18 protein-coding genes are annotated in these 26,302 nt (G+C 36.6%); 5 read left to right on the forward strand and 13 right to left on the reverse strand.

Features of this window, described 5'->3' with window-relative positions; genetic code table 11:
• Nucleotides 1-16 precede the first annotated feature (16 nt).
• Nucleotides 17-451 (forward strand): DUF4488 domain-containing protein, encoded by a 435-nt coding sequence (locus GOQ16_RS01500; RefSeq protein WP_160067221.1) that lies wholly within the window; start codon nt 17-19, stop codon nt 449-451.
• A gap of 42 nt (nt 452-493) precedes the next feature.
• Here the strand turns inward: GOQ16_RS01500 and GOQ16_RS01505 are convergent, their stop codons facing one another.
• The 7 genes from GOQ16_RS01505 to GOQ16_RS01535 form a co-directional block, all read right to left on the reverse strand.
• Nucleotides 494-1,789, reverse strand: a complete 1,296-nt coding sequence (locus tag GOQ16_RS01505; protein ID WP_160067223.1) for a bifunctional folylpolyglutamate synthase/dihydrofolate synthase — start codon at nt 1,787-1,789, stop codon at nt 494-496.
• A gap of 10 nt (nt 1,790-1,799) precedes the next feature.
• Entirely contained in the window at nt 1,800-2,624 is an 825-nt protein-coding gene (locus tag GOQ16_RS01510) for an energy transducer TonB family protein (RefSeq protein WP_160067225.1), read from the reverse strand.
• Between the two features lie 104 nt (nt 2,625-2,728).
• Complete coding sequence (locus tag GOQ16_RS01515) at nt 2,729-3,136, reverse strand: ExbD/TolR family protein (RefSeq protein WP_149912513.1); 408 nt, start codon at nt 3,134-3,136, stop codon at nt 2,729-2,731.
• 28 nt (nt 3,137-3,164) lie between these two features.
• Nucleotides 3,165-3,875: a MotA/TolQ/ExbB proton channel family protein gene (locus GOQ16_RS01520; protein ID WP_149912514.1), complete on the reverse strand. Its 711-nt coding sequence runs from the start codon at nt 3,873-3,875 to the stop codon at nt 3,165-3,167.
• Between the two features lie 43 nt (nt 3,876-3,918).
• Nucleotides 3,919-5,040, reverse strand: coding sequence for an HU domain-containing protein (locus tag GOQ16_RS01525; protein WP_160067227.1), 1,122 nt, complete (start codon nt 5,038-5,040; stop codon nt 3,919-3,921).
• Between the two features lie 45 nt (nt 5,041-5,085).
• Nucleotides 5,086-6,807 (reverse strand): TonB-dependent receptor, encoded by a 1,722-nt coding sequence (locus tag GOQ16_RS01530; protein WP_160067229.1) that lies wholly within the window; start codon nt 6,805-6,807, stop codon nt 5,086-5,088.
• 18 nt (nt 6,808-6,825) lie between these two features.
• Nucleotides 6,826-9,855: a tetratricopeptide repeat protein gene (locus GOQ16_RS01535; protein ID WP_160067231.1), complete on the reverse strand. Its 3,030-nt coding sequence runs from the start codon at nt 9,853-9,855 to the stop codon at nt 6,826-6,828.
• Between the two features lie 328 nt (nt 9,856-10,183).
• On the opposite strand from GOQ16_RS01535, the gene GOQ16_RS01540 reads away from it, so the two are divergent.
• Complete coding sequence (locus GOQ16_RS01540) at nt 10,184-12,184, forward strand: transporter-like protein (protein WP_160067233.1); 2,001 nt, start codon at nt 10,184-10,186, stop codon at nt 12,182-12,184.
• A 25-nt stretch (nt 12,185-12,209) separates the two neighbouring features.
• Here GOQ16_RS01540 and GOQ16_RS01545 read toward each other — a convergent pair whose 3' ends face one another.
• From GOQ16_RS01545 to GOQ16_RS01555, 3 genes are all read right to left on the reverse strand, one after another.
• On the reverse strand, nt 12,210-13,148 hold the full coding sequence (locus tag GOQ16_RS01545) for an aspartate carbamoyltransferase catalytic subunit (RefSeq protein WP_160067235.1): 939 nt from the start codon (nt 13,146-13,148) through the stop codon (nt 12,210-12,212).
• A gap of 27 nt (nt 13,149-13,175) precedes the next feature.
• Nucleotides 13,176-13,721, reverse strand: a complete 546-nt coding sequence (pyrR, locus tag GOQ16_RS01550; RefSeq protein WP_149912520.1) for a bifunctional pyr operon transcriptional regulator/uracil phosphoribosyltransferase PyrR — start codon at nt 13,719-13,721, stop codon at nt 13,176-13,178.
• A gap of 136 nt (nt 13,722-13,857) precedes the next feature.
• Nucleotides 13,858-16,884: a DUF2723 domain-containing protein gene (locus tag GOQ16_RS01555; RefSeq protein WP_240140943.1), complete on the reverse strand. Its 3,027-nt coding sequence runs from the start codon at nt 16,882-16,884 to the stop codon at nt 13,858-13,860.
• Nucleotides 16,885-17,671: 787 nt separating this feature from the next.
• Here GOQ16_RS01555 and GOQ16_RS01560 point away from each other — a divergent pair.
• The gene (locus GOQ16_RS01560) at nt 17,672-18,628 is read left to right on the forward strand and encodes a ribose-phosphate pyrophosphokinase (protein WP_160067237.1); all 957 of its coding nucleotides are present in this window, start codon (nt 17,672-17,674) and stop codon (nt 18,626-18,628) included.
• 242 nt (nt 18,629-18,870) lie between these two features.
• Complete coding sequence (locus GOQ16_RS01565; RefSeq protein WP_160067239.1) at nt 18,871-19,323, forward strand: hypothetical protein; 453 nt, start codon at nt 18,871-18,873, stop codon at nt 19,321-19,323.
• A gap of 98 nt (nt 19,324-19,421) precedes the next feature.
• Here GOQ16_RS01565 and GOQ16_RS01570 read toward each other — a convergent pair whose 3' ends face one another.
• Genes GOQ16_RS01570 through GOQ16_RS01580 form a run of 3 tightly spaced genes read right to left on the reverse strand, consistent with a single transcriptional unit; the run spans nt 19,422 to nt 25,378 of the window.
• On the reverse strand, nt 19,422-22,820 hold the full coding sequence (locus tag GOQ16_RS01570; RefSeq protein WP_160067241.1) for a 3-keto-disaccharide hydrolase: 3,399 nt from the start codon (nt 22,818-22,820) through the stop codon (nt 19,422-19,424).
• A gap of 12 nt (nt 22,821-22,832) precedes the next feature.
• Nucleotides 22,833-24,098: a Gfo/Idh/MocA family oxidoreductase gene (locus GOQ16_RS01575; RefSeq protein WP_160067243.1), complete on the reverse strand. Its 1,266-nt coding sequence runs from the start codon at nt 24,096-24,098 to the stop codon at nt 22,833-22,835.
• Between the two features lie 29 nt (nt 24,099-24,127).
• Entirely contained in the window at nt 24,128-25,378 is a 1,251-nt protein-coding gene (locus tag GOQ16_RS01580; protein WP_160067245.1) for an ROK family protein, read from the reverse strand.
• Between the two features lie 254 nt (nt 25,379-25,632).
• Between GOQ16_RS01580 and GOQ16_RS01585 the strand changes: the two genes are divergently transcribed.
• A complete protein-coding gene (locus GOQ16_RS01585; protein ID WP_149912525.1) occupies nt 25,633-26,232 on the forward strand; it encodes a 50S ribosomal protein L25/general stress protein Ctc in 600 nt (199 codons plus the stop codon).
• Nucleotides 26,233-26,302 lie beyond the last annotated feature (70 nt).

Raw genomic sequence — 26,302 nt, forward strand, 5'->3', positions numbered from 1 at the left:
TCTATAAAATGATATTATGAAAAGAATAGCACTACTAACCACATTTCTTGTAGCATTATTTACACTAAGTTTTGCACAAGACAAACCATTAACTGGAATTTGGGAACTTAAAAAAAACAAAGATGGCCAAGGAAACCTTAATGAAATTCCCATTGGAGCGTATAAAATTTTTACAAATGATGGAAAATTTTCCAATATGCAATTAACCGCTGATGGTGCAGTTATTACCCACGAAGGTATATTTAAAATAGATGGTGAAGCTAAATACGCTGAAAATGTACTTGATAAGACGAGTGGATCGTACATTGATGAGAAGCAAACAAACTTGAACTATAAGCTTTCTGAAGATGGCAATACCTTAACTTTGGAAGGAGTCCTGAAATTGGGCGATGGAAATTATACTTTTAATCTATATGAGGAATGGAAAAAAGTTTTAGTTTATAATCCATAATTCACATAAGAAAAAGTCCAATTATCAATTGGACTTTTTCTCTTATACCATATTCTGCAATACCTCAGCGACCACAAAATTAGAACCGCCAACAAAGATTAAATCACCTTGCATATATGCTTCTTTTGCATCATTTAAAGCTTGGATAACGGAACCCGAAACTTTCCCTGACAACCCATAGGATAAAGCCTTTTCAGCTAACTCAGCAGCTTCCATCGCACGTGGCATATCTGGATTCGAAAAATAATAAATTGCATCTTTTGGAAGATAAGGAAGCATATGATCCAAATCTTTGTCTTTCATTGCTCCGATTACAATATGTAAATTCTGGTAAGAAACTTCACTAAGGTTTTTGATTACTTCTTTGATACCGTCTTCATTGTGTCCAGTATCACAAATAATCAATGGATCTGTACTCAATGTTTGCCAACGACCTTGAAAACCTGTAAGTTGTTGTACATTGGCAAGGGCATGACTTAATTGCTCATTCGAAATAGCAAATCCTTTTTGACGGACTTGATCTACGACGGCAAGTACCCCAACAATATTTTTTACTTGATAAGAACCTGTTAAATCCAAATCATACACTTTAGTTTCCCCTTCTTTAGAGATTACGATACGTTGCACTAAAGCATCCTTTTCTAATCGTAAAGCTGTTATTTCTTGGTCAGCAAAAATAATTGGCGCATCTTCTAATTTAGCCTTTGCTTCAAATATAGGAGCTGTAATCGGATTTGTTTCTGAAATAACTACTGGTGTATTTGGCTTGATAATCCCTGCCTTCTCCCCTGCTATTTCTTCTAAGGTATCACCCAACAAATTCATGTGATCCATACCAATATTGGTAATCAAACAAACCTCAGGAGAAATGATATTCGTGCTGTCCAATCTTCCGCCTAACCCAACTTCGATAATAGCAATATCGACCTGCTCTTTTGCAAAATAATCGAAAGCCAACGCTACTGTTGCTTCAAAAAATGAAGGTTGAATTTCTTCAATTAAATCTTTTTGAGAATTAACGTAGTTAATTACAAATTGCTCCGAAATTTGCTCTCCATTAATTCGGATTCGTTCCCTAAAATCCACCAAATGCGGTGAAGTATACAAACCTGTTTTATAACCTGCACTTGCCAAGATAGCAGCAAGCATATGCGAAGAAGAGCCTTTGCCGTTAGTTCCGGCAACATGAATGGTTTTAAATTTTTCTTGTGGATTTCCTACGGCTTCACAAAGCGCTATCGTACGATCTAAATCCTTCTTGTAGGCAGAAGCACCGTCACGAGTAAACATAGGTAATCGACTATATAAATAATCGATTACCTCTGTATAAGTATGCATAAAATTTAAATTATCTTACTTTGAAATTTATTGTAACGTGTACTACACGTCTTTCAGGCGCATTTGGAACGGTATTGAATTTTGCTTTGCGCAATTCTCTTTCCAACATGCTATAAACAGTAGGTGATGAATAGGTTGTGCCTTTTACACCTGGTCTTACACTTACGATATTACCATTTCTATCCACAGTCAATTCGCACACAACAACACCCGAGAATTGGCTTTTGTCATCAATATTAGGTCGTACAGCCCAATGTCTACTTGTCAATGAAATTGGTGTATTTCCGAAACCTGAGCCACCTTCACCATAATTGGATGCTAAAGGATCACCTAATGCAGAACCCTGATTACCAGCTCCGCCACCTTCGCCATCACCAGCACCTTGCCCATTATTCTTTTTACCTTTATACAAGGCATTGGTATTCACTGTAGGCGTACTATTTTTTACTTCCTTCGTTGTTTCGGGCGCAGGATTTTTAACAGCCTTTTCAGTTTTTGTAACTGCTGGCGCATCTTCCATATCCTGGGTTGCGACAGCTTTATCAGATACTTGCTGCGTAGGAGTTGGTGTAGGTGTTTCTGTCGGAACGATGCGATCGGGTCTTAAATTATTCGCATTTTCATCCATCGAAGGTTCTTCAATGCTCATATAATCTTCGCCTGTACCCACATCCGATGTACCATAATTCACCACAATTCCACCCATCCCATAATCTGGAATAGCAGGCTGTCCAAAGACTATAAAAAAGCCAATAGCAATCAAAATCGCCATGACAATGGACGAATAGCCAATAGCTTTGGGTAAATTATTCTCTTCTTTTATATGATAATACATTATTCTTAAATTAAAAGTCTGGATTAAAAAGTCAAAAAACAATTAACTCTTTAACTACGTATTACTTAGACTCAACGACTTTCAAATTGTCAAATTATCAATTTCTAATCCTTCTTTGGCTCTGTAGCTAATACCAATTTGATTTTCAAACGGTTTGCAACATCCATTACAGATATAACATTTTGGATCGGAACTGTACTATCCGCATAAAGCATGATGGTCACTTCCTCTCCTGTATTCATTTGCGCTTGCAAAGTTTGTTCTAATGCCTCATACGGCACTGTTTGCTTGTCCACATGATACGCCAAATCCGCAGTGATTGATACAGTAACAGTTTTCTTCGCTACAGATTGTTCGCCTGCACTGGATTTTGGCAATAATAATTTCACCACCTGAGGGTTTGCCACCGCCGAAGCCAACAAGAAGAATAACATCAAAAAGAACATGATGTCATTCAGCGCTGCTGTATGCACTTCTGCAGTAGGTTTACCTCTTCTATTTCTTATATTCATGGTCTATCCGATTATAATAGGTCCTCGATTAAACCCCTGGTTCGTCTAATAAATCAATAAATTCTACCGCTTCAGTTTCCATTTTTAGGATCAAGCGTTCTACCATCATATTCAAGATGTGGTAGCCAATGTATGCCAAGATACCAATTGTCAAACCTGAAGCTGATGCAATCATTTTGACATAAAGACCACCTGAAACTGAGCCAATATCAATACCACCTGCAATTTCTACCTCACGGAAAATTTGGATAACCCCGAAAATCGTTCCTACGAAACCAAGCATCGGCGCAATACCTGCGATAATTCCTAATATATTGATGTTTTTTTCTAAACGCGAAACTTCTAATTTACCTGCATTCTCAATTGCACCCTCAATGTCTTTGATTGGACGACCGACACGAGTCAAACCTTTTTGCAACATACGCGCTAAAGCTGAATTGCTCGAACGACATACCGCAATAGCTGAATCCAATTTACCAGACAACACATTACTCTTAATCTGTGCCATCAAATTGCCATCTGTTTTTGATGCTTTACTAATTGTAATGTAACGTTCAATGAAAATCACTAATCCGATGAAAAATAATATTACGATTGGAATCATAATCCAACCACCCTTCATTAGTAATTGAATAAGATTTTGATCATCGACAGGTTGTGCGATAGCTATGGCCTGATTTGCTGCTGATGCTGCTTGATTCAAAGAATCTGTGACTAAGTTGTCTTGAATGAATGACATAATATGTAATACTATTTGTTTTATTGGTTTCTATTAATCTTAATTATAATACTGTAGGCCAAGCGTCTGACTTGACATTTTTTTGCACATAACGTAAAGCAGAGTCACGTAGCTCCTTGGTTGGATATGTATCCCAAATAACTTTTTTACGATTTTTCTCCAAATTGGAAGGTAACGCACGTACATGCTTGAATCCCTTTTTGTGATATTCGGCTGCTTCAGCTTCCGCTTGTGCAAATTTTGGATGCGTTCCCACCACAATTGCGAACTTGTGATTTATTGGTTCTACAACCTTGGGAGCAGGTTCCTCCAACTGAGTAACTAAAGAATCATTTGCTAGCAATGTAGTTGAATCGATTGGCGTAATGCTGTTGGTGTCAATTACTGTGCTCAGTGTATCTCCATCTTGATTTATCGTATCAATCCCAAATTCGGTAAGATATTGATCTACATTATCCAATTTTTTTGTGATAATACTGTAATAATAAATACCACCCAACGTAATCAATGCCAATGCAGCTATCAATACATATACTAATGTATTATTCTGTCTTGGTTTTTCATCTTCAAAATAATTATGATGCTCTGCATAAGGTGTGTTTGTTGTATATGCTGGAGCTTTTACTGAAGAAGAGTTATCAATTTGATGTACTTCCTGCAAAATCTTTTTATCTTTCTCGCTGATAGGCGAAATTTCTTCAGGGAATGATTCTACGGAGGTATTATCTATTTCATTATTAACGGCTAAATTATCTAATTCATCGAGCTCTTTTACATATGGATCCTCAATTGGTAAAAATTGAAAACCACTTAGATCAAATGGCTTGAAGATATAAGAATGACCGTATGAAACAAGTTGACCCAATTCTTCAAGTGTGGCTTGCCCATCCGTATTGATAATATCTATTAATATTTCTATTTCCCTTTGTATGAGAGTTTCTGCTTCAGATTTTTCTAGATGCTGACTTTGCTGTATATACAATGCGAAATCATAACCTTCTTGCACTTCATGTTCAAATTCGATATAACTTAAAGGAGGTAAGACAACTTTTCGATTTGCATCAAAAGACGCCGATGTACGGATACGTTTGAACGTTCCTAATCCTTTCACAAAGACCATTGCATGTCTTTTGAGCAAAGAATAAATTTGCCTTCCTAAATTCATATAATTTAAACTATAATATGTGTTGCAAAGTTATAATCTTATTTGTTAAAATGAAAAATTAACTCCTCCTATCACATTGAAACCTAACTTAGGATAATATAAATAACGCTGGTACTCTTTGTTAAAAATATTATTGGCCTTGATAAATATTCCTAAATTAGACATGGCTTTATATTCAGCTCCCGCGTTTAAATCAAAAAACTCTGGAACTGACACTTTGCTATACGAATTGTCAATGCGTACTGGAGTGGCGTTCAAATCATAATCATAGGTTGCTGCCCATGAAGAACCATGAAACAAAGCCTCAGCATCAATATACAGTTTTTCTGAGATATTAAAGCGTGCATTGGAAGCTAAACGCAGATTTGGCGTGAACCAAGCTTCATCTTGTGTCGCTGTAGTATACCCATCAATATTAAGTCGTGCTCCTAAATTAACTAATTGCGATAAACGTACGTTAATTTCTCCTTCAATACCGAAGTATTTTGCTTTGTCATCCTCGTTTCCATCATATACTAAATCGAAACGGAAAGGAGCTTCAGCATTGTTCAAAAATAATGGTAATCCTTCTATATTCTTGTAAATAACTTTCGCTTTGTAGCCAAATGTCGCACCTGCATTCCCCTTAATACCACCGAAAATGTGCAAACGATCAACCTGGTTTTGGAATGTTTGATTTGGACCCAAATAAGGATTCAACTGCGTAAGTTGCTTATAAGAAGCTTTTTGTACACTTCCATTCAAACCACCAAACAAATGAATATAACCCGGCACTAAGGAGAAATCTACTTCAGCAGATGGAAAAATATTAAATCTACTTTCGTCACCAAATTCGGACACGATATTACCACCTAATGTCAATGTATAGTTCGTTCCTTTGAAACTGATATATGGATTGATCGTCGCAACCGAATTTTTGAATTTATCTAAATTAGCACCTACACCCCCAATCGAATTGTAATCTAAAGCTACGTTAGCACCAATATTGAATGTACGGACGCGCTTATTTAAGTAACCCGACAATGCGATTGAATTTTCGCTTCCATCGAATTTATCCTTGTACGTATAAGCGTCTAATTTAGCAGAATAAGAAACGGCTTCTTCGTTAGCTGGATCAAAATTACTCGTTAATTCACCTGTAAAATAAATATCATTGAAAGCTTGCGCTTCTTTTGCTGGATTCAATGTGACACCCGATAAATCTACTGGAATTCCATAGAAACGTGTCGCAAATCTATTATAACCAACTGTTCCGTCTACAGTAAAACCATCTAAAATACGACGTCCAAAAATTCCAACTTCCTGTCTAGAGAATTTTTGTTCATCCAACGAACCTTTCTGATTTAAATGCTTCACAAAAGCACCAAAACGTAAATTTTCATACTGTTCATTCGCTACATATGCCTCTCCAAGAATAGTTCCTAGGTTACCTATTCCCAATTTCACATAGTTGGAGGTAATATCTTGAACTTTCGTAAATGGCAACTCTTGCACCGTTAGTTCCTTCAGACCTGTATTGATATCCAATTTTTTATCTGGGACATTTCCGTAAGTAAGCTTTTGCATATATGCACGCTTGTTGGTCATGTCTGGGCTACGACGAATCTTTACCGCATCAGCAAGAATAGGTTTGTAATCACGGACTACATCAAAAGAATCAATCGTTACTGGTCTCTCGGGATCAACTTGTGCAGAGACTTGTTGCCCCAATCCTAATAACAATGCTACTATAGCATAATTCTTAAATACTGTTTTATGCAATTTCATCTTATTTCCTATTTCTTGTTATTTCAATTTTTGTAAACGTTCCTTCGCAGTCTTCAAGACATCATCCGAATCATTTTCATAATTCTCAATTACACTTTCTAGTGTTGCCTTAGCCTGGAACTTATCACCCTTTCCTACGTACGCATCTGACATTAAAATGAAACCTTTTGCCACCCAATAGTCATAAGAAGAGAAGGTATTAGCAATATCAAAAGCTGACTCGATAGCTTTGTCGTATTGTTTCGCTTTCAATTGCTGCTCAGCTACCAAATAGCGTGCTTCTGCACCTGTTTCCGTTTTAGATTTTAGCGCCGCTAAATTTAGTTCTTTCGTTGCGTCTGCTGTTTTGTTTTGTTTTGCATATGCTTTTGCCGCATACAAATGTGCTAATGCAATATCCTCTTCAGAAGACTTCTCGTAATTCTTTAAAATATTAGAATAAGTCAATGTCTCCACTGGATCGCCGATATTGTAATACGAGATCAATAAATTTTTAATAGCAAAACCGTAATTTTCTTTGTATTCCGAAGTCAACTCTAGTTTTTTCAATACTTGAACAGCTTCATTGTACGATTTATTTCGCAAATGCAATTTGGATACACTTATCAATGTATTTTCCGTATAAGCTGAAGTCCAATCGTTCATGATGATATTAAAATCATGCAGGGCTTGTTGGTCTTGCTTCAATTGCGCATAACTCTCACCACGAATAAAACGCGCAAACTTCTCATTAATAGGTTTTGGGAACTTATCGAAGTATGCGTTCACAGCCTCTACAGCACCTTGGTAATTTCCACGCTCAAACAAATTACGCGCGATACCAAATGTATGTGCATCTTGCTCTGCTTGAGAAAGGTTACCGATGTTTGTAGAAGTCGCATAGCGAATGTATCCAGTAGCATCTCCTTTATCCAAATAAATATTTTCTATTGAACGTATCGCTTGTTTAGCCTCATCCGTCGTAGCATATTGACTTACTACACGCTCAAAAGTAGCGCGCGCCGCATCTGTATTATCCTGATTGTATTGTACCAAACCAATCGTCAATAAAGCACGTGGAACATACGAACTACGTGGATATTTCTCGACCATCGATTGCAATCCTTCGATTGCTTTGTCGTATTGGTTTGTCATGAAATACGTATACGGAATTTCAAAAGCAACGTCATCGGCATAGTTTGATTTTGGATATTTAGCAATTACAGAATTCAATGTTGCAATTTTCGCTTCATTATTTCCTTGCAATCCTTGAATAATTCCACGTTGGAACAACGCATAATCTTGACTTTGTGCATTTGAACTTATTAATCGATCATAATACGTCATCGCTCTACCGTAATTCTTCGTCGCAAAATACGAATCTGCTAAACGTGCTATTGCATCGTTTTTGGTATTTAGCTCAATGCCGTCTTTGCCACCACCGGCTAAGAAACGTTCAAAGTAATTGGCCGATGTATTGAAATTATCATTTCTAAATGCCGCATACGCCAATGCGTAATTCGCATAATGATACACATCTGTCTTACGCGCTGCCGGAAGTTGTAAGAATTTGTTGAAATTTGCAACTGATTCTTTGTACTTACGTACCTCATACATTGCTTCTGCTTTCCAATATGTCGCTAACGCATAAATTTCTTCATCATAGCGATTAGCTTCGGATCGCATAAACATCGAAATACCATTTTCGAAAGCACGCTCGTTATAGTATTCCAATCCACGGTAATACGTTACTTTTTGGTAAGCTGCCTTCGCCTCTTTAGATGTCAAAGGAAATGACTCCAAAACATCAACAGCATTACGGTAGTTTTTGGTACTTAATAACACTTCTGCCAACAAAGTTTTAGCTTCTTCGTTACGCTTGTTGCTTTTGTACGTATCCAGATATTCTTGAACAGCATCCAAAGCTACTTGATGGAATTCTAATTCGTACGAAAGTTTAGCATAATTGAATAAACCTTCTTCTTTCAATTGTGAATCAAAATCCAATTTTGAAGCTTTGAAGAACGCATTACGCGCACTCTGTTTATTTCCAGTTTTTATAAACGAATCACCCAATGTTATCATCGCACTTTGATAATATTCATCTGGATCCGTCATTTTTTCTAATTCCGTAATCGCTTTTTCATAATCTCCTAACTTGTAAGCGATATAACCTATTTGATAGCTATCTTGGTTATTTTGTGTTTTACCTTGATCTTGCGCCTGAAATTTATCGTAATATTGTTTTGACTTCGCTAAATCACCTTTGATAAAATAAGTAGCACCAATAATTCTAAACATTTCTGTCTCGAATTCTTGTTTTGTAGTTTGCAAGATTGGCAACGCATAACTCAATACATCATCGTAGCGTTTGTCTAAGAAATATAACGCTGTGATATAATAAGGATAAGTAGTTTCGAAAGTCTTTGAACCATTCAATCTTTCGAACTCATTCAAAGCTGTTTTGTACTCCGCATCCAAATAACACAAGTACGCATAATAGTAAATTGACGCTTCTTGGTATTGGCTATTTTCGTCTTTTAATTTCTCGAATAATGGTTTAGCCGATTTATAATCATTGGTCATGAATTGTGCATAACCCAATTTAAAACGGTATTCGATATTTTCAGCGCCCGCTAAATTTTTACTTTCGATTTTCGTAAACCATTCAATAGCTTTTGGATAATCTTTCTTTGCATAATACGAACGACCGATTTGGAAATAAGCCGCCTTCGAATTTGCGCTTGCTGGATAATCTTTGATGTACTTCAGAAAACGACCTTCAGCATCCGAATCACCTAACTCCAATGCACACACCGCTTGATAAAAACGTACCCCTTCTTTGATTAGAGTCAATTCTTCCGTTTCATCCAACTGTAACGTTGACTTGGTACGTAACTCTTCTACTTTATCAAATTGTTTGGCTGCAGAACTAAATTTACCGCGCTCATATAATTCTAGACCTGTTTTATATGCTCTATTAATATCCTGCCAAGCTGTCTGTTGACCAAATACCGGAGCAGCCATTAAGCTTAATGCAACACCCAATCCGTAAATTTTCTTGTACATAATGGTGTATTTTCTTTTATCTAAATTTCTAATTATCCCTCAGAATCATGAAAGAGTAAAGTCCCATAGACACAGTACTATTCATTCTACTAAATTAGTAGTAAAGTAGCATGTTTTCCTCAAAAGTTGTTAACATCTGTTAGTAAACACCTTTTATAACGCTAATTTTACGATTAAGTCTGACTATACTGGAATTTTTAACATTATTTCACATTACTCAATTTTATTGCCAAATGTCAAGCTACAAAACCAAGTAAGTATTTTGTGTGTTTCAACATAAAAACGTAATTTATCCAACTTAAGAAATTGTACTCACACAAATAAGTAGATGGCAGAAACCAAACAAGACTTAATAAAACTCTTTGAAAAAGCTTCTCACAGTGAAATCGATGGTCTTGATATTATTATCGATTTAGTCAATATTTATCGAAAACAAAAAAATTCAGCATTAGTTGAGATTAGTGATCTTTTGGAATTATTACAAGCAAATATAGATTACAAAAATCTTTTACTTTTCAAGATTGAATCGCTAAATCTTACGAAAAAAGATTTTGATCAAATCATTTCGGATGTAGGCATCATGAATTACAGTGATTTCTTGTACGAAGTACGCTTGAGAGTTGTTGCCAAACTTGTTCCTCATCAGGCTCCCCCGGAATCTTTGGAGTTTATATTGAATCAAGTTTTTTATGACCGCAAAGACGCGGAATGGATTTCTCGAATCCCCGACGAACAATTGATTCGCCTATTTACAATTTTGGAAGGCAAAAACATCTATGCAGATAATACAGATAATCATGCAATTTCGGAAATTCTATATGGATTAGAAGTATTGACTCAACGAGTATCTGGCCGTGCAATGGAGGCAGATGTGAGTAAGATGACTCCCGAATACCGTAATTTTGACAATCCTTTCATCGGGCTATTGCAAGAAATGAATAACATTATCCAATATGTACGTTCTGAAAAAAGTCCACATCTCGAAAGCTCTGACATATATTACAAACAAATTAACATTTTGTTGAATCAATGTGACAAATACATCGTTGATGCCTTTGCGAATTCGCATAAGTTGGGAATTTCGATGAAAGTAAACCAATCTCTGCTTCGCTTGCGTCAGCAATTGGGTCGGATTCGTGAAATTTTGGCTTATATAGTTTTAGATGATCCTAATAAAGGTGTGGAACAAACTATATCATTAATCAAAAAACTCATCTTTATCAATGTAAATAAAACGAATGTTCGTCGTCTTGTAAATGAAAGCACACAGTCTATAGCCTACGAAATCACACAACACACCGCGCAAACAGGTGAGCATTATATTACTTCTTCGAAAAAAGAATACACCAATATGTTTTGGTCAGCGTGTGGCGGTGGGTGCATTGTAGCTGTGCTCTGTATTATAAAAGTATTGATGTCCAAAGCGGATACAAGTATTTTTGGACATGCAGTATTATACAGTTTGAATTATGCTTTGGGCTTTACAGCAATTTATTTATTGGGTTGTACGTTAGCTACTAAACAGCCCGCGATGACGGCCTCTGCATTAGTAAGTGCTTTGGAACGCAAGACAGAAAGTAAAGAAGAACGCAATTACAAATACTGGTCATTCGCCAATTTCTTTTCCAGAGTATTTCGATCGCAATTTATTGCGTTTGTCGGTAACGTATTACTGGCATTTCCTATCGCTATGCTCTTGATTTGGGGAATTGACACTTTATACTCGTACAATATCGCATCTTCAAAATGGAGAGGATTAATCACAGATTTGGATCCAGTTGACTCACCGGCAATATATCATGCAGCAATTGCTGGCGTATTCTTATTCCTGTCGGGAATTATTGCAGGAAGTGTTGCTAATCGTGATAAATACAACTCCTTATATTACCGAATAGAGCAGCATCCCATCTTGAAAAGAGTATTTGGGAAAGAAAAAACTAAACAATTCGCTGGATGGTACAAAAAAAAGTGGGCTGGTGTTATTTCCAATGTTTGGTTTGGTGTTTTTATGGGAATGACGGGTTCAATTGGTATATTTTTAGGATTGGATATCGATATTCGTCACATCACATTTGCGAGTGGAAACCTAGCTTTGGGCATGTATGGAAGTGACTGGCGCGCACCGACAGATATGATTATTTGGGGCGTAGTCGGAATAGGAGTAATTGGATTTGTGAATTTTATCGTCAGCTTTAGCTTGTCATTAATTCTTGCATTTCGTGCCCGTAAAATGAAATTTTATGAATTGATATTGGTAAGTAAGGCTATTTGGGCATTGTTTTTATTAAGCCCAATGCAATTTTTCTTCCCACCAAAAGAGAAAAAATAAGCATAAAAAAGAGAGGTTAATAACCTTAACCTCTCTTTCCTGCTAGCAAGTATAAAACCGCCATTCGCACAGCGACACCATTTTCGACTTGGTCGAGAATAATCGAATGCGGACTATCAGCCACATCTGATGTAATCTCCACCCCTCTATTAATAGGCCCCGGATGCATAATTGTAATTTCTTTATCTAGCGAATCCAAGATTTCTTTGTTCAATCCATACAACATCGAATACTCACGCAAAGATGGGAAATAAGCAATATCTTGACGCTCCAACTGGATACGCAACATATTCGCCACATCACACCAATTCAATGCTTTCATTAAATCGTGTTCTACTTTTACACCCAATGAAGCTATATATTTTGGAATCAATGTTGTTGGTCCACAAACCATCACTTCAGCGCCTTGTTTTTGTAAACACAAAATATTCGATAACGCCACACGCGAGTGTAAGATATCACCTATGATTGCAACTTTGCGACCTGCCAAATCTCCATATTTCTCACGAATAGAAAAAGAATCCAGCAACGCTTGTGTAGGATGCTCATGCGCCCCATCACCCGCATTAACGATTTGTGCGTCCACATGTTTGCTTAAAAATACGCCCGCTCCAGCATACGGATGACGCATCACAATCATGTCAACTTTCATCGCCAAAATATTGTTGACCGTATCAATCAATGTTTCCCCTTTGCTTACTGAGGAAGAAGAAGCTGCAAAATTGATTGTATCAGCGGAAAGACGTTTCTCTGCTAATTCAAATGATAAACGCGTACGGGTAGAATTTTCAAAGAAAACATTAGCAATCGTGATGTCTCTTAACGAAGGAACTTTCTTAATCGGACGATTAAGGACATCCTTAAAGTTTGCTGCTGTATCTAAAATTAATTGAATATCATGCTCAGTTAGGTCTTTGATGCCTAATAAGTGGCGTGTACTTAACTGTTCTGTTGTTGTTGGCATTGTAACTACTATTTTTCGCTGAAAAAATTATTTTTTGTCCGTAATCAATACGATGCTATCTTCCTGATCGACTTCTTCCCAACTCACAATAACTTTTTGTGAGTCGATAGAATCCACTTGAATTCCAATATAATCAGGCTGTATAGGAATTTGTCTCGAGAATCGGCGGTCTACCAAACATAAAAGTTCGATGCGCTCTGAGCGACCAAATGCTTGTATAGCGTCCATCGCTGAACGAATAGTACGACCTGTCCAAAGTACGTCATCGACAAAAATCACATTCTTACCTTCCACAATAAAATCAATCTGCGTGCTGTTAGCGAGTAAAGGTGAATTGCCTTTAAGGCGAAAATCATCGCGAAAAAATGTAATATCCAAGATACCTGTATCTACATCTTTGCCCAACATTTCTTTCAACTCCTTGGCGATGCGTTTGGCCAAAAAAGTTCCACGCGGCTGGATACCGACAAGTGCTGAATTCGAGAAATCTCCGTGATTTTCAATCAATTGTTGACACAATCTTTTGATTGTAATTTGAAACTTAGGACCGTCTAATAAAATCGATTGTTTCATTATAGGATTATTTGGACAAAAATAGGCTTTTTTATTCAGAGTTGGAATAAAAAATGGAAACTCAGCTTAGCAAAGCTTGCTAAAAGCAAAAAAGGATGTCTTTCGACATCCCTTTTCATAAATATTTAAATTCGGATTATTCTCCGAAGAAATAACCGTATTGTTTCCACAGTTCATCTGCTGCCTTTTGGACATCAGCATCTTTGTATTGTTCACCCATCATTTTTAGACGTTGTAAACCTACTAATGCCAAACGTACATTACGCTCCGAAGATAAATCCTTGATGTACTGATTCGACGCAAAATAATGCATATTTTCTTTGATGTAATTCAAATTACGTAAGGTAATTTCTTTTGCTTTCGCTGATTCACCCGTTTGGTACATTGCATCCAACAACGGCACATAGCTCATTGGCTCACTCATTTGATATACTTTTTTCGGAAGATTATCATAGGCTTTCAGCACCACATCATGCGCTTCTTTTTTCTTACCAGCTTGCAATAAGTTTTGAGCAGTTTCACCAAAGATTGAACTTGTATAGAATGTCAAATAACGGTATGTATCCGGATCCAAATACTTCGAGTTAGCAATATTTCCGAACTTATACTTGTTCATGATTTTATCATAAACCGCATCTGTATGTTGAATTGCTCCTTGTTCTGCGTCAGTCACATTTGTATTCACCGGAATCAAACGTAAGGCAAAACCTTCTGACACCAAATATTTGTCCAATCCCAAGTAGAATTGTTGAGGTGTAGTTGTCGTGAAATAAATCGGACGTTCCCAATTATTATTTGCCAAGATCGACAATACCGACAGTTCAGCGCGCGAAACATAGCCCATTGGATACGTAAAAGTCAATGAATCTACAATTGAATCTTGCCATATTGTCGGAACAGCTTTATTTGTTAATACAGCTTGCTTATCCACTTGTAACTTCAAATTTTTAGTTGGAAGAATATTGATATTCTCACCAGATTGCGTTTGCATTTTATTTTCTGGATCATCTGATAACATTATCTCCAATGCCGCTCTTAAATCCACATTACCAGGGATTTTGTAATCGTAGTAGTAAATCACGTCGCGCACGCCGTCTTTAATTTTTTCTGGATCAATATTAATTGGCAAGGCATCCGCATCATTGACCTTTTTCATCATTTGACGCATATACCAATCCGAAGAAAGCAAACTCAAATTCACTACACGTACATCCGTACGAATTCCTTCCACCTCTTGCAAATACCACAATGGATAGGTATCATTATCACCATAAGAGAACAAAATAGCATTTGGCTCTACAGACTCCAAATAGTTTAAAGCCATGTCACGCGACAAAGATTTTTCCGATCTATTGTGATCATCCCAGTTTTGTGAAGCCAATAATACTGGACCTGCCAAGACACCTAATGCAGTCACACCGATAGCAGCAGATTTAGCATTTACTTTCTTAGACAAAAATTCCCAAATCGCAATTATTCCAAGTCCAATCCAAATAGAAAAAGCATAGAATGATCCTGCATACGCATAATCACGTTCACGAGGTTGCAATGGAGATTGATTTAAATATAATACAATCGCCAAACCCGTGAAGAAGAACAAAAGCATCACGACTAAAGCATCTTTCTGTTTTTTACCAAAATGCCAATACGCACCTATTATTCCAAGAATAAAAGGTAGGAAGAAGTATGTATTGCGCGAAGGATTTTCCTTCTCCGAAGTTGGCAAAGCATTTTGTCCGCCTACTAGCACATTATCAATTGGAGTGATACCCGAAATCCAGTTCCCTTCTAACGTAGAGCCATGACCTTGTACATCATTCTGTCTACCTACGAAATTCCACATGAAATAACGGAAGTACATATGTCCAATTTGATATCCAAAGAAGAATTTCAAGTTGTCTGAAAATGTAGGTTTTTCTTCTGGTCCCAAATTCAAATATTGTCTATAAAAATTCGCATGTTCTCCTCTATCTGAGTAAATACGAGGGAAAATTGTTTCACTATCGTAACTATATTTTGTCTTTTTACGAGCAACAACGTACTTATCCTTGTCTTTGCGGTATACATTTCCAGCATCAAAAGCATCAGTTGGTTTTGCATCAAAATACTTTCCTTTAAACAAAGGCTCATCACCGTATTGTTCGCGGTTAAGGTAACTTAAGAAAGTAAACGCATTATCCGGATCGGAATTATTTAACGTAGGATCAGCTTTTGCACGAATAGTAATCATCGCAAAAGAACTGTATCCGAAGATTATGAAACCCAAAGAAACTAAAGCAATATTCAAGATTGGCTTTACTTTTTTGATCGAATACCAGATTCCGAAAATTAAACCACCCAACACCAATAAAGCAAAGAACGTAACTCCTGTACCAAATCCCAATCCTAAAGTATTCACAAAGAATAAATCAGTAAAGGCAGCAAACTTAATCAAGAACTGTATAACACCCCATAAGATAAAGCCTAACACCACAACACCCAGCAAAAATGCTTTTAAAGCACCTCCCTTGGTTACTTGTTTCGTTTTTCTGAAATATATAACTAACGCAATAGCAGGTATTACCAATAAATTCAATAAATGGACACCGATAGATAATCCCATTACATAAGCAATGAAGATCAACCAACGATCAGCACCTTCTTCATCTGCACGTACTTCCCACTTCAATATCGCCCAAAATACTACAGCCGTACATAAAGAAGACATGGCATATACTTCGGATTCTACAGCAGAAAACCAAAATGTATCTGAAAAAGCATATGCTAATGCACCGACTAAACCAGCTCCCATCACGACTATTGTTTGTGTTGAAGTCAGAGAAGTCGTATGATTTGCATTGCCTAGAAATATTTTGCGCCCTAAAGCCGTGATAGACCAAAACAAAAAGAGAATTGTCAATCCCGAACTGACAGCAGAACCTACGTTCATCCAATATGCGAGTTGCGATTTGTCACCCATCGCCATATTTGAAAATATGTTTTGGATCATCAAGAACAAAGGAGCACCAGGTTGATGCACAATTTGCATCTTATAGGCTGAAGCGATAAACTCACCACAGTCCCACCAGCTCGCTGTTCGCTCAGCAGTAACGACATAAACAAGTGTTGCTACAATAGCACAAAGCCATCCTAGCAGATTGTTAATCTTATTGTAATTCATCATATATGTATATTGCGCTATAGAATAATTGATTTTAATAAATTACTTGTTATTTGATTAGAAACATATAATCTATCCAAATCAAGTCATAAACTGTTGTCTGTTTACAAACTCGCTTCGAAAATAAGGAATACATTTCTACAAATGAATAAATAAATGACATTTTAACACAGCTTTACACTTTATCGCACCAAAAATCAATCCTGCCATCAAGTGAGTGAAAAAATATTCCATTGAAAATCAACAGAGATACAAATTTGGAGTCAAAAAAATTTGTTGGGTTGAAAAATCAGCGTATATTTGCATCGTCAAACAAGGAAACAACGACACATAAAGTTTGAACGTGTTTGTCCGATAGTATAAGGGTAGTACGACAGTTTTTGGTACTGTTTGTCTTGGTTCGAATCCAGGTCGGACAACGAAAGAGAGTTACAATTGTAACTCTCTTTTTTGTTTACAAAAAATAAAAAAATAAAAATATTTTGGCTTTTTGATTGGAGTTTATATCTTTGCACAAGAAATGAAAATCTAATCTTTTTTAGAAAGTCATTTTGATGATTGTCCGATAGTATAAGGGTAGTACGACAGTTTTTGGTACTGTTTGTCTTGGTTCGAATCCAGGTCGGACAACAGAAAGAGAGTTACAAATTTTGTAGCTCTCTTTTTCTTTTTACGCTATTTCCATAACCTATTAAATGTCTTTTTATTTCTCACTATAGTCTTTTTATTTTCAATTGTATTTATCTAACTTTGTCCATCATTCATAAAAACATATAAATACAACAACACCATGCCTTTGCAATTTAACACGGTTAAATTATTTGCAGGTTCAGGAACACAAGAACTAGCAGAAAAAATCGCCCACTCGTACGGGAAAGCTTTAGGAGAGAAGACACTATCGAAATTCAGTGACGGCGAGATCCAACCGTTCTACAATGAATCTGTAAGAGGAAGTGACGTTTTCCTAATCCAATCTACCAACCAACCTACCGACAATCTTTTAGAATTATTATTGATGATCGACGCAGCGAAGAGAGCTTCAGCTCACTATATCACTGCTGTAGTGCCTTATTTTGGCTTTGCTCGTCAAGATCGTAAAGATAAACCTCGTGTAGCAATTGGTGCTAAAATGATTGCAAACTTAATCACAGCTGCTGGTGCTAGCCGTATTATGACGATGGATCTTCACGCTGCGCAAATCCAAGGATTCTTTGATATTCCTGTAGATCATTTGGATGGATCAGTAATTTTTGTTCCTTACATCAAGTCATTGAATCTACCTAACTTGACTATCGCATCTCCAGACATGGGTGGCTCGTACCGCGCACGTACATTTGCTAAATTCTTCAACGCGGAAGTTATCATTTGTGACAAACGTCGTAAACGCGCAAATGAAATCGAATCGATGTCAATTATCGGTGATGTAACAGGTCAAGATGTAGTATTAATTGATGACATCTGTGATACTGCAGGTACACTTTCTAAAGCTGCTGCATTAATCATGGAAAATGGCGCTAACTCGGTAAGAGCGGTATGTACACATGCTGTATTATCTGGAAAAGCAATCGAAACGATTGAAAACTCTGTATTAGCAGAAATGATCGTTACTGATACTATTAAATTAGACGCTGAGAAAGCTAAAAGCTCAACTAAAATCAAAGTATTGTCTACAGCAGATTTATTTGCTAAAGCAATCAAAAGTGTAAATCAGCACTCTTCGATTTCTGATTTATTTGATGTTGACTAATTAAGCTATAATATATTATACAACAAGGGCTGGAATTTTCATTTCAGCCCTTGTTGTGTTAATTAAAATTTCCATAGTAATCAATTATGGAATTCTAAGAGTTATCGCATCCTAGAATAAACTCACGAATTATGATAAAAACAATCAACACAACAATGCTATTTGCTTTATTATGTTTCACAGGAATAAATATAAGCTATAGCCAAATTAAAAGCTTTGCTGAAACTCTAAAATCCGCAAATATGCAGTTCGAATTACCTGAAAACCACAAAGAGGTATCTACTATTCCTAATAGAAGTATGCTTTATTCCTATGCATATCAAGATGAAGCAAAAAACTATGAAGTTAGATATCGTATTGATTTAATTGACAGTAATTATAATCAAGCAAATAACCCTGCTACAATGCTTGCTGTATTATTCAATATATCAAATAAAACATTAAATATACCCGAACTTTCAAAAAGAATAATGGTAATTAAACCAGAATTAGTAAAACAAGATTTCAATGGTGATGCAGCATTTGCATCTCTAATCAAAACAACAAAAGATTTCAGTACAGAATACTCCAATTGCTTTATGACTTTACTCCACAAGACTGATGTTGCAAATGTTTGGATGTTTATTTTATTTAATGATTTTGAAAAATTCAAACAGACTGGCTCAAAAATAACGAGCGCATTAAAATTCAAATAGTAAACACTTCAGATAGAATATTAAATTAACCGTTTAAAAAATATAAAGCCGACAAATGTAATTTGCCGGCTTTATCTATTGTATTAAAGATAGAATGTTTACAAACTTTTCACACGAATATTTCTAAAGAAAACTTCGGTACCATGACCTAAGAAACCAATGTGACCTGTCGTTCTTTTTAATCCTGGATGATCTTTTTTGTCAGCAGCACCATTTTTAGTTGCTTCTTTTATATCTCCATCCACAATCACTTTTCCGTTAAGGGTAACTTTGATTTTAGAACCTTGCACACGAATCTCTTGCTCGTTCCATTCACCAAGCGGTTTTAAAGCGCCACGCTTAGCAGCAATGATGCCATACACCGACCCATGGTATTGATAAGGAGCTAGATTCTTATAAACATCAGCATTGTCATCCAAAATCTGAATTTCATGTCCCAAGTAAGCAGCGTCACCTTCTATTGGCGTACGAATCCCAACACCATTATTTGCACCTGGAGTTAATTTAAATTCAAAACGATATACAAAATCGCTGTATTCATTTTTAGTGTAGATATTTTTGCCAAATTTAGCATCGGGATTAGAGCGCAAAACCCCTTCCTCAGTGATCTCATACGCCGTAGATGATGTCCACTTATCTAAATTAGTGCCGTCAAATAACATTTCAAAGCCTTCTTTCTTCTCCGCGTCACTCAATGTATAGGTTACTTTGCGTGGCAATTCTTTAATAAAAATATCTCTGTACCATACGCGAGAACCATGCGCTTGTAGTTCGATTTGTTCTGTCGGGAATATAGACTGATTTCTGTCCCAATAGTTCTCTAATATTACATTATCAACTACTAATTCACCATTTAACCAAACCCAAACTTTTTCACCCACCATTTTGATCTTCATGTTATTCCATTCACCAAGTGGATTGTCTGCAACTTTGGATGGTTTTGACTCGTGCTTTTGATTGTTATACAATCCACCAGAACCTACCTGAGCACCTACATCAGTACGTGAGATATCCCACATCTGAACTTGCGGAGTTCCTCTCAGATAAACACCTGCATCAGGCTCTTTTCCATTTTTGTCTAATTTCCAATCTAGTATTAATTCGAAATCACCGTAATGTTTTACAGTAGCAATGTTATCTCCATGCCCCGAAAAAACTAAAGAACCATCTTCAGCCTTCCAATTTTCGCGCATCTTTTTATCAGCTATTTCTTGTTTAGCAGCTAATTCTTTAGCACTCATTTGAGCACGTTTGATCGGATTTTCAACCAGACCTTTCCAACCTGTCAAATCTTTACCATTAAAGATAGATACATAGCTCTCCCCTTTTGGCATTTCTGCCAAATGACGTACGATTGCTTCACGCAAATATGAGCTTTCACTTCCAGAAAGATTGTTCTGTGCTTTTTCAAGCCATTGACGAACATCTGTTCCGATGAATGATTTATTGTCTGCAGTAATATTCATCACTACATCTGTCGCTGTACCTTTCAAGTCTTTGTCTTCTAGGAATCTACTTGCAAATGCTAAAGCAGAATACGTTCCTGTCGCTCTTAAACTTCCTAATGCAGTATTTTTTTGTCTTGTATTTTGCGCATATTCAAATGCATCTTTCAACAAAATCGTTTTCTGGTCGTTGTTTACTTTACTTGCATTCAATTGTCTGATAAAACCATCAAAAACTGTACTAAACAATGTCGCATCTTTTTCTGTACGCAACAAGGCAGTTAATGCATCCAAAGAAGATGTATTTGACCAGCTAGCCAAAGCTTTGATCGCATCTGCACGCAATGGATTATCTTGACCGATATAGTTTGTGATTGTTTTTAACGATTCATCACTGCCTTCTCCCGCAAAAATCGGAAAGTAGCGTGCTGATGATGGCGCCAATGAACGAGAAATATTCTCTGAAAGTCGCTTCACAATATTAGCTTTGTCTGCATTATTTTGCAACGCCACGATTGCAGCTTGCTGTGCAGCATTTACATCTTTTGCGTCAGCTTTACCTAAAACCTCGATGATTTTATCAAAATCATTATCATTCACCACATTTGGTAATGCAGTGTATGCTGCCGCCTTAACGGTGCTATTTGAAGAATTTAGTAGGCTGAATATTTGTGCTGCTGAATTTGGATTTGATCGTTTTGACAACACATCCAATAATGCCAATTGTGTTTTCTCGTCAGCAGATCCAATTACTTTATTCACCACATCAATAGTTTGCGCATTTTTTGATGTTAATAATAAAGTTTTCAAAACATCTGCTTCTTTAGTTGACGCTGTAGCTAACTGACCGATTAAGAATTCCGTATTCGCACCTTCTGTCAATACCGACAAAGTATTGTATGCTGCAATCTTAGCCTCTTCACCTTTTAATTTTGGCAAACTTTTTTCAATTACCGCAATAGACGCTTTTGAATCTTTGGTTCTTAAAAAGTTAAAAACACTTTCTTGTCCTTGAGCATCCAATTTTAACAAGGATGAAGCAATTTTCTTCATATCTGAGGCTGAAGCTCCATTACCCAATAAACCCAAAGCTACATTACGCAGAATGGCATTATTGCTCGACGAAATCTTCAATAGCTCCTTACGTTGTTTAGAAGGCTGCAGTCTTGACAATAATTCTAAAGCCGCAACTTTCGCACCTATTGCAGATTCACCATTTGCTTCTTTGTATACGCGGGTTGCAACTTGCGTAGCTAAGTTTTGATTGTTATTCTTCGCTAGATTATTCGCGAATTCAATCAACAAAGAAGATGCATTTGTACGGTCAAAACCAAATTCCACAGACTTTGCTTTGTTATACAACACTTCGTATGTTTTCTGACCACCAAATTTACTTAACGCGGTGAATGCATTTCTTTGGAAATTATCCGAAGAAAATTGACCTATTAATTCAATAATTCGCGCTTCTGCATCTTGATTTTTGACTTCGCTTAATGCACCAATAACCGCTGTAGCCGTCTTTTCAGTAACATTACCCGTTAAAGCTTTATTTAATGCATCTGATGATTCTTTGGTATCGATTGCGCTCAAAACTCGAGCAGCTTTTTCTGCTAGATAATCATCCGTTAAGAACGTGGAAACTTTAGCAACGGCTTCATTCTTAGCGCAAAATTTTAACAATTCCAATACATAACCTTTGTTATCTTTATCCTTTACTTGGTCTAAAGCCAATAACAAGCCATTCGCGTATTTTTCACGAGCTGCATCCTTGCCAGGCTGCATTACATAAAAAGCATAAGAATTTGTCGCATATTCAACAGTTGCATTCGGACCGCCTTGTGGTTTTAAGGTAACTAATAATGCAGCTACATCTTCTGGCGTAAAATTCTCTAATTCTTTCATAGCCAATAAGAACTTTGATTGTTCTTCCGCTGGCTGCTGGGCTAATACATCAGCAATTTTAGTAGCTGTTGTACGACCCGAAGGTTGTTGCGCATATGACGCAGTTTGCAACAACAATAATATAGATAGGGTGTTAAAAATTCTTTTCATGGGTTGATATAATTACATTGTCCAAGGACCTCTCATAGGTTGATCGATCAAACGATTCGCTGCTTCATCATTCACAAATTCTTGTTTGTCTGAATCAAAGTGTAAAGTGCGATTCAAGCGCAAAGCCGCCAGACCTAGATTTACTAATGTACTCGAGTAGTATCCATTCTCTTCGTTCAATGCAAATTTTTGACGTGTACGTACAGCTTCAACAAAATCAGTCATTTGAGGTGCTGGATCTGGATATTGTGCCAACTTACGTTCTAAATCTGGAATATCAGATTTGAAACCTCTATATAATTTTCCTTTTGGTCCTTCGATATAAGCTTTACCAACTTCAGTTCCTTCACCATCCAAAATGATTTGACAACCATCTGCAAATGTATACGTGATTTTTCTCCAGGTACCTACCGCATCCGAATGTTGTTGTGGAGCATCCACTTCTACTTTCACAGGACTCTCGTTATCTTTACCTAAGAAATATTGGACAGGATCCAGATAATGTTGTCCCATATCACCTAGACCACCACCATCATAATCCCAATATCCACGGAATGTCGTATGCACGCGGTGTGTACTATATGGTTTGTAAGGCGCTGGCCCCAACCACATTTCGTAATCCAATTCTTTTGGTGCTAGCTCTACTGGAAGATTTTCTTTTCCTACCCAATAGAATTTCCAATCGAAACCTGTATGCTTACTGATTGTTACTTTCAATGGCCAACCCAACATACCTGTATCTACTACTTTTTTGATTTTTTTCACAGGCACATTCATACCATAAAAATTGGAATCAAAACGAAACCAAGTATTTAATCTGAAGATATTGCCATGTTGCGCAATTGCTTCTTTTACCTTTTTACCTTCACCGATGGTACGTGTCATTGGTTTCTCACACCAAATATCTTTTCCTGATCGTGCTGCCTCAAGAGCCATCAAACCATGCCAGTGTGGAGGAGTTGCGATATGGACGATGTCTACTTCTGGATTTTGAATCAAATCTCTGAAATCATGATGCTCTTTTACACCACCACCTAGTGCTTTTTGTGCTAATGCTAAATGTCTAGAATCTACATCACAGATAGCTACAGTTTTCGTGCCTGCGTAACCAAAGTGACCTCTTCCCATTGAACCTACTCCAATCACCCCTTTTGTAAGATGATCGGAAGGAGCCAAGTACCCTTTGCCCAGAACAAATCTTGGAACAATTGTAAAGGCAGCAGCTCCAATCAATGATTTTTTGATAAAATCACGTCTTGAAGAATTTTGTTTGTCCATATCTTAAATAATTAATTTTATAAATGAGTTTAGTTATTCGTTATTAATGCGTCGAGATTACTTTTAAAATAATCTACAACAGTATATCTTACCAATCCTTGCGCATAGCCATTTTCGCCCAACGAAGACAGGTGTATCTCACACTTTTGTCTAATTGCATTCATTGTATATTTATTTAAACTTTGTTGAATAGGAATTGTAATTAATGAACCTGCCTTTGCAAATTTTCCACTTAGCACCACTGATTCAGGATTTAGGATTTGAATCAATAAGGATATTGCCTTTCCTAAGTTATTACCAAGATTCGCAATCAAATCAATTGCATATTGATCACCTTGATTTGCTACTTCAATAATGTGTTGTGGCTGAAGATCCGAGATATTAGGTAAGTTCTTTAATAAAGTAGGAATTCCTTTTGCGATGTCTTGACGCGCTTGATTTACAAGGAATATTCCCGAAGCAATCGTTTCCAGACATCCTCTTTTGCCGCAATAGCACAAATCGCCCTCATCCACAAATACCATATGCCCCATTTCACCAGCAAAACCTTCATTGCCCATATAAACTTTACCGTCTATGATAACACCAAGTCCGATACCCCAATCCATCAAAATGACAAGTACATTTTCTCTATTTTGTGCAGCCCCATAAGCCAACTCACTCAATGCTGCACCCTTGACATCGTTGATGACTGCTACGTGCTTTCCTAATTTCTGCTTCAAATAGGCTGAAATATTAAAAGCATTGTTACTATAGAAAGTTTGGTTTGTTCCTTGTTTGTAATTAATAAGACCTGGCATGCTCAACCCAATGGCAGAAATATATTGCTCATCAATTTGCATATCCGTATAGTACTGTTTTATGACCTGTACCAGGTCATCTATATCATTTTCGTCTGTGCTAATTTCGAAGGGATATGATTTGCGTTCGAATAATATATTATTATTATTGTCCATGACAACCATGCGCACAGAAAAACGCTCTACTTCAACACATAATACATTGAAGACACCATCACTCAGCTGATAAAGTATAGGCTTACGGCCACCAATAGACTCTCCCTTTTCTTTCGAAACTAATAGTTTTCGTTCGTGTAGATCTAGTACTAGATTATTCATTGTCGGAAAGCTAAGCCCAACATCTTGGACAAGCTCGCCTAAAGTGAGCGTTTCTTTGTCGAAAAGCGTCATCATCAACTTTACTTTGTTTAAAGCTGACTTACGTTTTATCGTAGTTTTTGCTGACCCAACTTCTTTTAATAAATCCTCTAGTAGACTCATAATACAGGTTATGCTCAAAAGTACTAAAACAGACATTACAAAAGAAAAAAAATATAGATATAACAAAAACTTTACTAAAAATTTTAATCAAGTTAGCTTGAATCAACAAATAATTAAAAACGTAAACACATTGATTATAGTGTTCCACTTCAGAATTTTCCTTTCGTAAAAGTCTTTCTCATAAAAAGTTAATTAATCATTGTTAACACAGATTTAATGATTATCTTTGCACCTCAAAATTTATATATTTTAATATGAAATCAATTGCTATTAGCGGTTCTGTAAGACAGAACGTAGGGAAAAGAGATGCAAAAGGATTGCGTTACGAAGGACAAGTTCCTGCAGTTCTTTATGGTGGTACTACACAAACTCACCTTTCTGTATCCGCAGCTGATTTGAAAGCAGTTCTTTACACTCCAGATGTTGTTATCGTTGAGTTAAACTTCGATGGAAAAACTGTAAGAGCTATCGTTCAAGACGCGCAATTCCACCCATTAACTGATTTAGTTACTCATATTGACTTTTTAGAATTATTTGATGACAAAGAAGTATCATTAAATATTCCTATTAAATTAACAGGAACTTCTCCAGGTGTGAAAATGGGGGGTAAATTAGTTCAAAAATTACGTAAACTACGTGTTAAAGCATTACCTAACAACTTGCCTCAAGTTATCGAAGTTCCTATGGAATCTTTAGAAGTTGGTAAATCTTTCCGCGTTGACCAAGTAAAATTAGAGAACGCAAAAGTATTAAACAACGCTGACGATACTATCGTATCTGTAATCATGTCACGTGCATTACGTCAAGCAGAGCAAGAAGCAGCTAAAGCGGCTAAAGGCGGTAAGAAAAAATAATTTTTTCCAGCTGGCAAAAATGGAGGGCATCGAAATATCGATGCCCTTTTTTCGTAGCATATGAAATCAT

The sequence above is a fragment of the Sphingobacterium bovisgrunnientis genome, assembly GCF_009829085.1.
GTDB lineage: Bacteria > Bacteroidota > Bacteroidia > Sphingobacteriales > Sphingobacteriaceae > Sphingobacterium > Sphingobacterium bovisgrunnientis.

Bases quoted from the DNA above. Each gene is read 5' to 3' on its own strand.
- GOQ16_RS01580 (WP_160067245.1), bottom strand. From the start codon at position 25,378: ATGAGTCTACTAGAGGATTTATTAAAAGAAGTTGGGTCAGCAAAAACT.
- GOQ16_RS01530 (WP_160067229.1), bottom strand. From the start codon at position 6,807: ATGAAATTGCATAAAACAGTATTTAAGAATTATGCTATAGTAGCATTG.
- GOQ16_RS01510 (WP_160067225.1), bottom strand. From the start codon at position 2,624: ATGTATTATCATATAAAAGAAGAGAATAATTTACCCAAAGCTATTGGC.
- GOQ16_RS01540 (WP_160067233.1), top strand. From the start codon at position 10,184: ATGGCAGAAACCAAACAAGACTTAATAAAACTCTTTGAAAAAGCTTCT.
- GOQ16_RS01570 (WP_160067241.1), bottom strand. From the start codon at position 22,820: ATGAAAAGAATTTTTAACACCCTATCTATATTATTGTTGTTGCAAACT.
- GOQ16_RS01555 (WP_240140943.1), bottom strand. From the start codon at position 16,884: ATGATGAATTACAATAAGATTAACAATCTGCTAGGATGGCTTTGTGCT.
- GOQ16_RS01585 (WP_149912525.1), top strand. From the start codon at position 25,633: ATGAAATCAATTGCTATTAGCGGTTCTGTAAGACAGAACGTAGGGAAA.
- GOQ16_RS01535 (WP_160067231.1), bottom strand. From the start codon at position 9,855: ATGTACAAGAAAATTTACGGATTGGGTGTTGCATTAAGCTTAATGGCT.
- GOQ16_RS01500 (WP_160067221.1), top strand. From the start codon at position 17: ATGAAAAGAATAGCACTACTAACCACATTTCTTGTAGCATTATTTACA.
- GOQ16_RS01525 (WP_160067227.1), bottom strand. From the start codon at position 5,040: ATGAATTTAGGAAGGCAAATTTATTCTTTGCTCAAAAGACATGCAATG.
- GOQ16_RS01565 (WP_160067239.1), top strand. From the start codon at position 18,871: ATGCAGTTCGAATTACCTGAAAACCACAAAGAGGTATCTACTATTCCT.
- GOQ16_RS01575 (WP_160067243.1), bottom strand. From the start codon at position 24,098: ATGGACAAACAAAATTCTTCAAGACGTGATTTTATCAAAAAATCATTG.
- GOQ16_RS01520 (WP_149912514.1), bottom strand. From the start codon at position 3,875: ATGTCATTCATTCAAGACAACTTAGTCACAGATTCTTTGAATCAAGCA.
- GOQ16_RS01515 (WP_149912513.1), bottom strand. From the start codon at position 3,136: ATGAATATAAGAAATAGAAGAGGTAAACCTACTGCAGAAGTGCATACA.
- GOQ16_RS01505 (WP_160067223.1), bottom strand. From the start codon at position 1,789: ATGCATACTTATACAGAGGTAATCGATTATTTATATAGTCGATTACCT.
- GOQ16_RS01560 (WP_160067237.1), top strand. From the start codon at position 17,672: ATGCCTTTGCAATTTAACACGGTTAAATTATTTGCAGGTTCAGGAACA.
- GOQ16_RS01545 (WP_160067235.1), bottom strand. From the start codon at position 13,148: ATGCCAACAACAACAGAACAGTTAAGTACACGCCACTTATTAGGCATC.
- pyrR (WP_149912520.1), bottom strand. From the start codon at position 13,721: ATGAAACAATCGATTTTATTAGACGGTCCTAAGTTTCAAATTACAATC.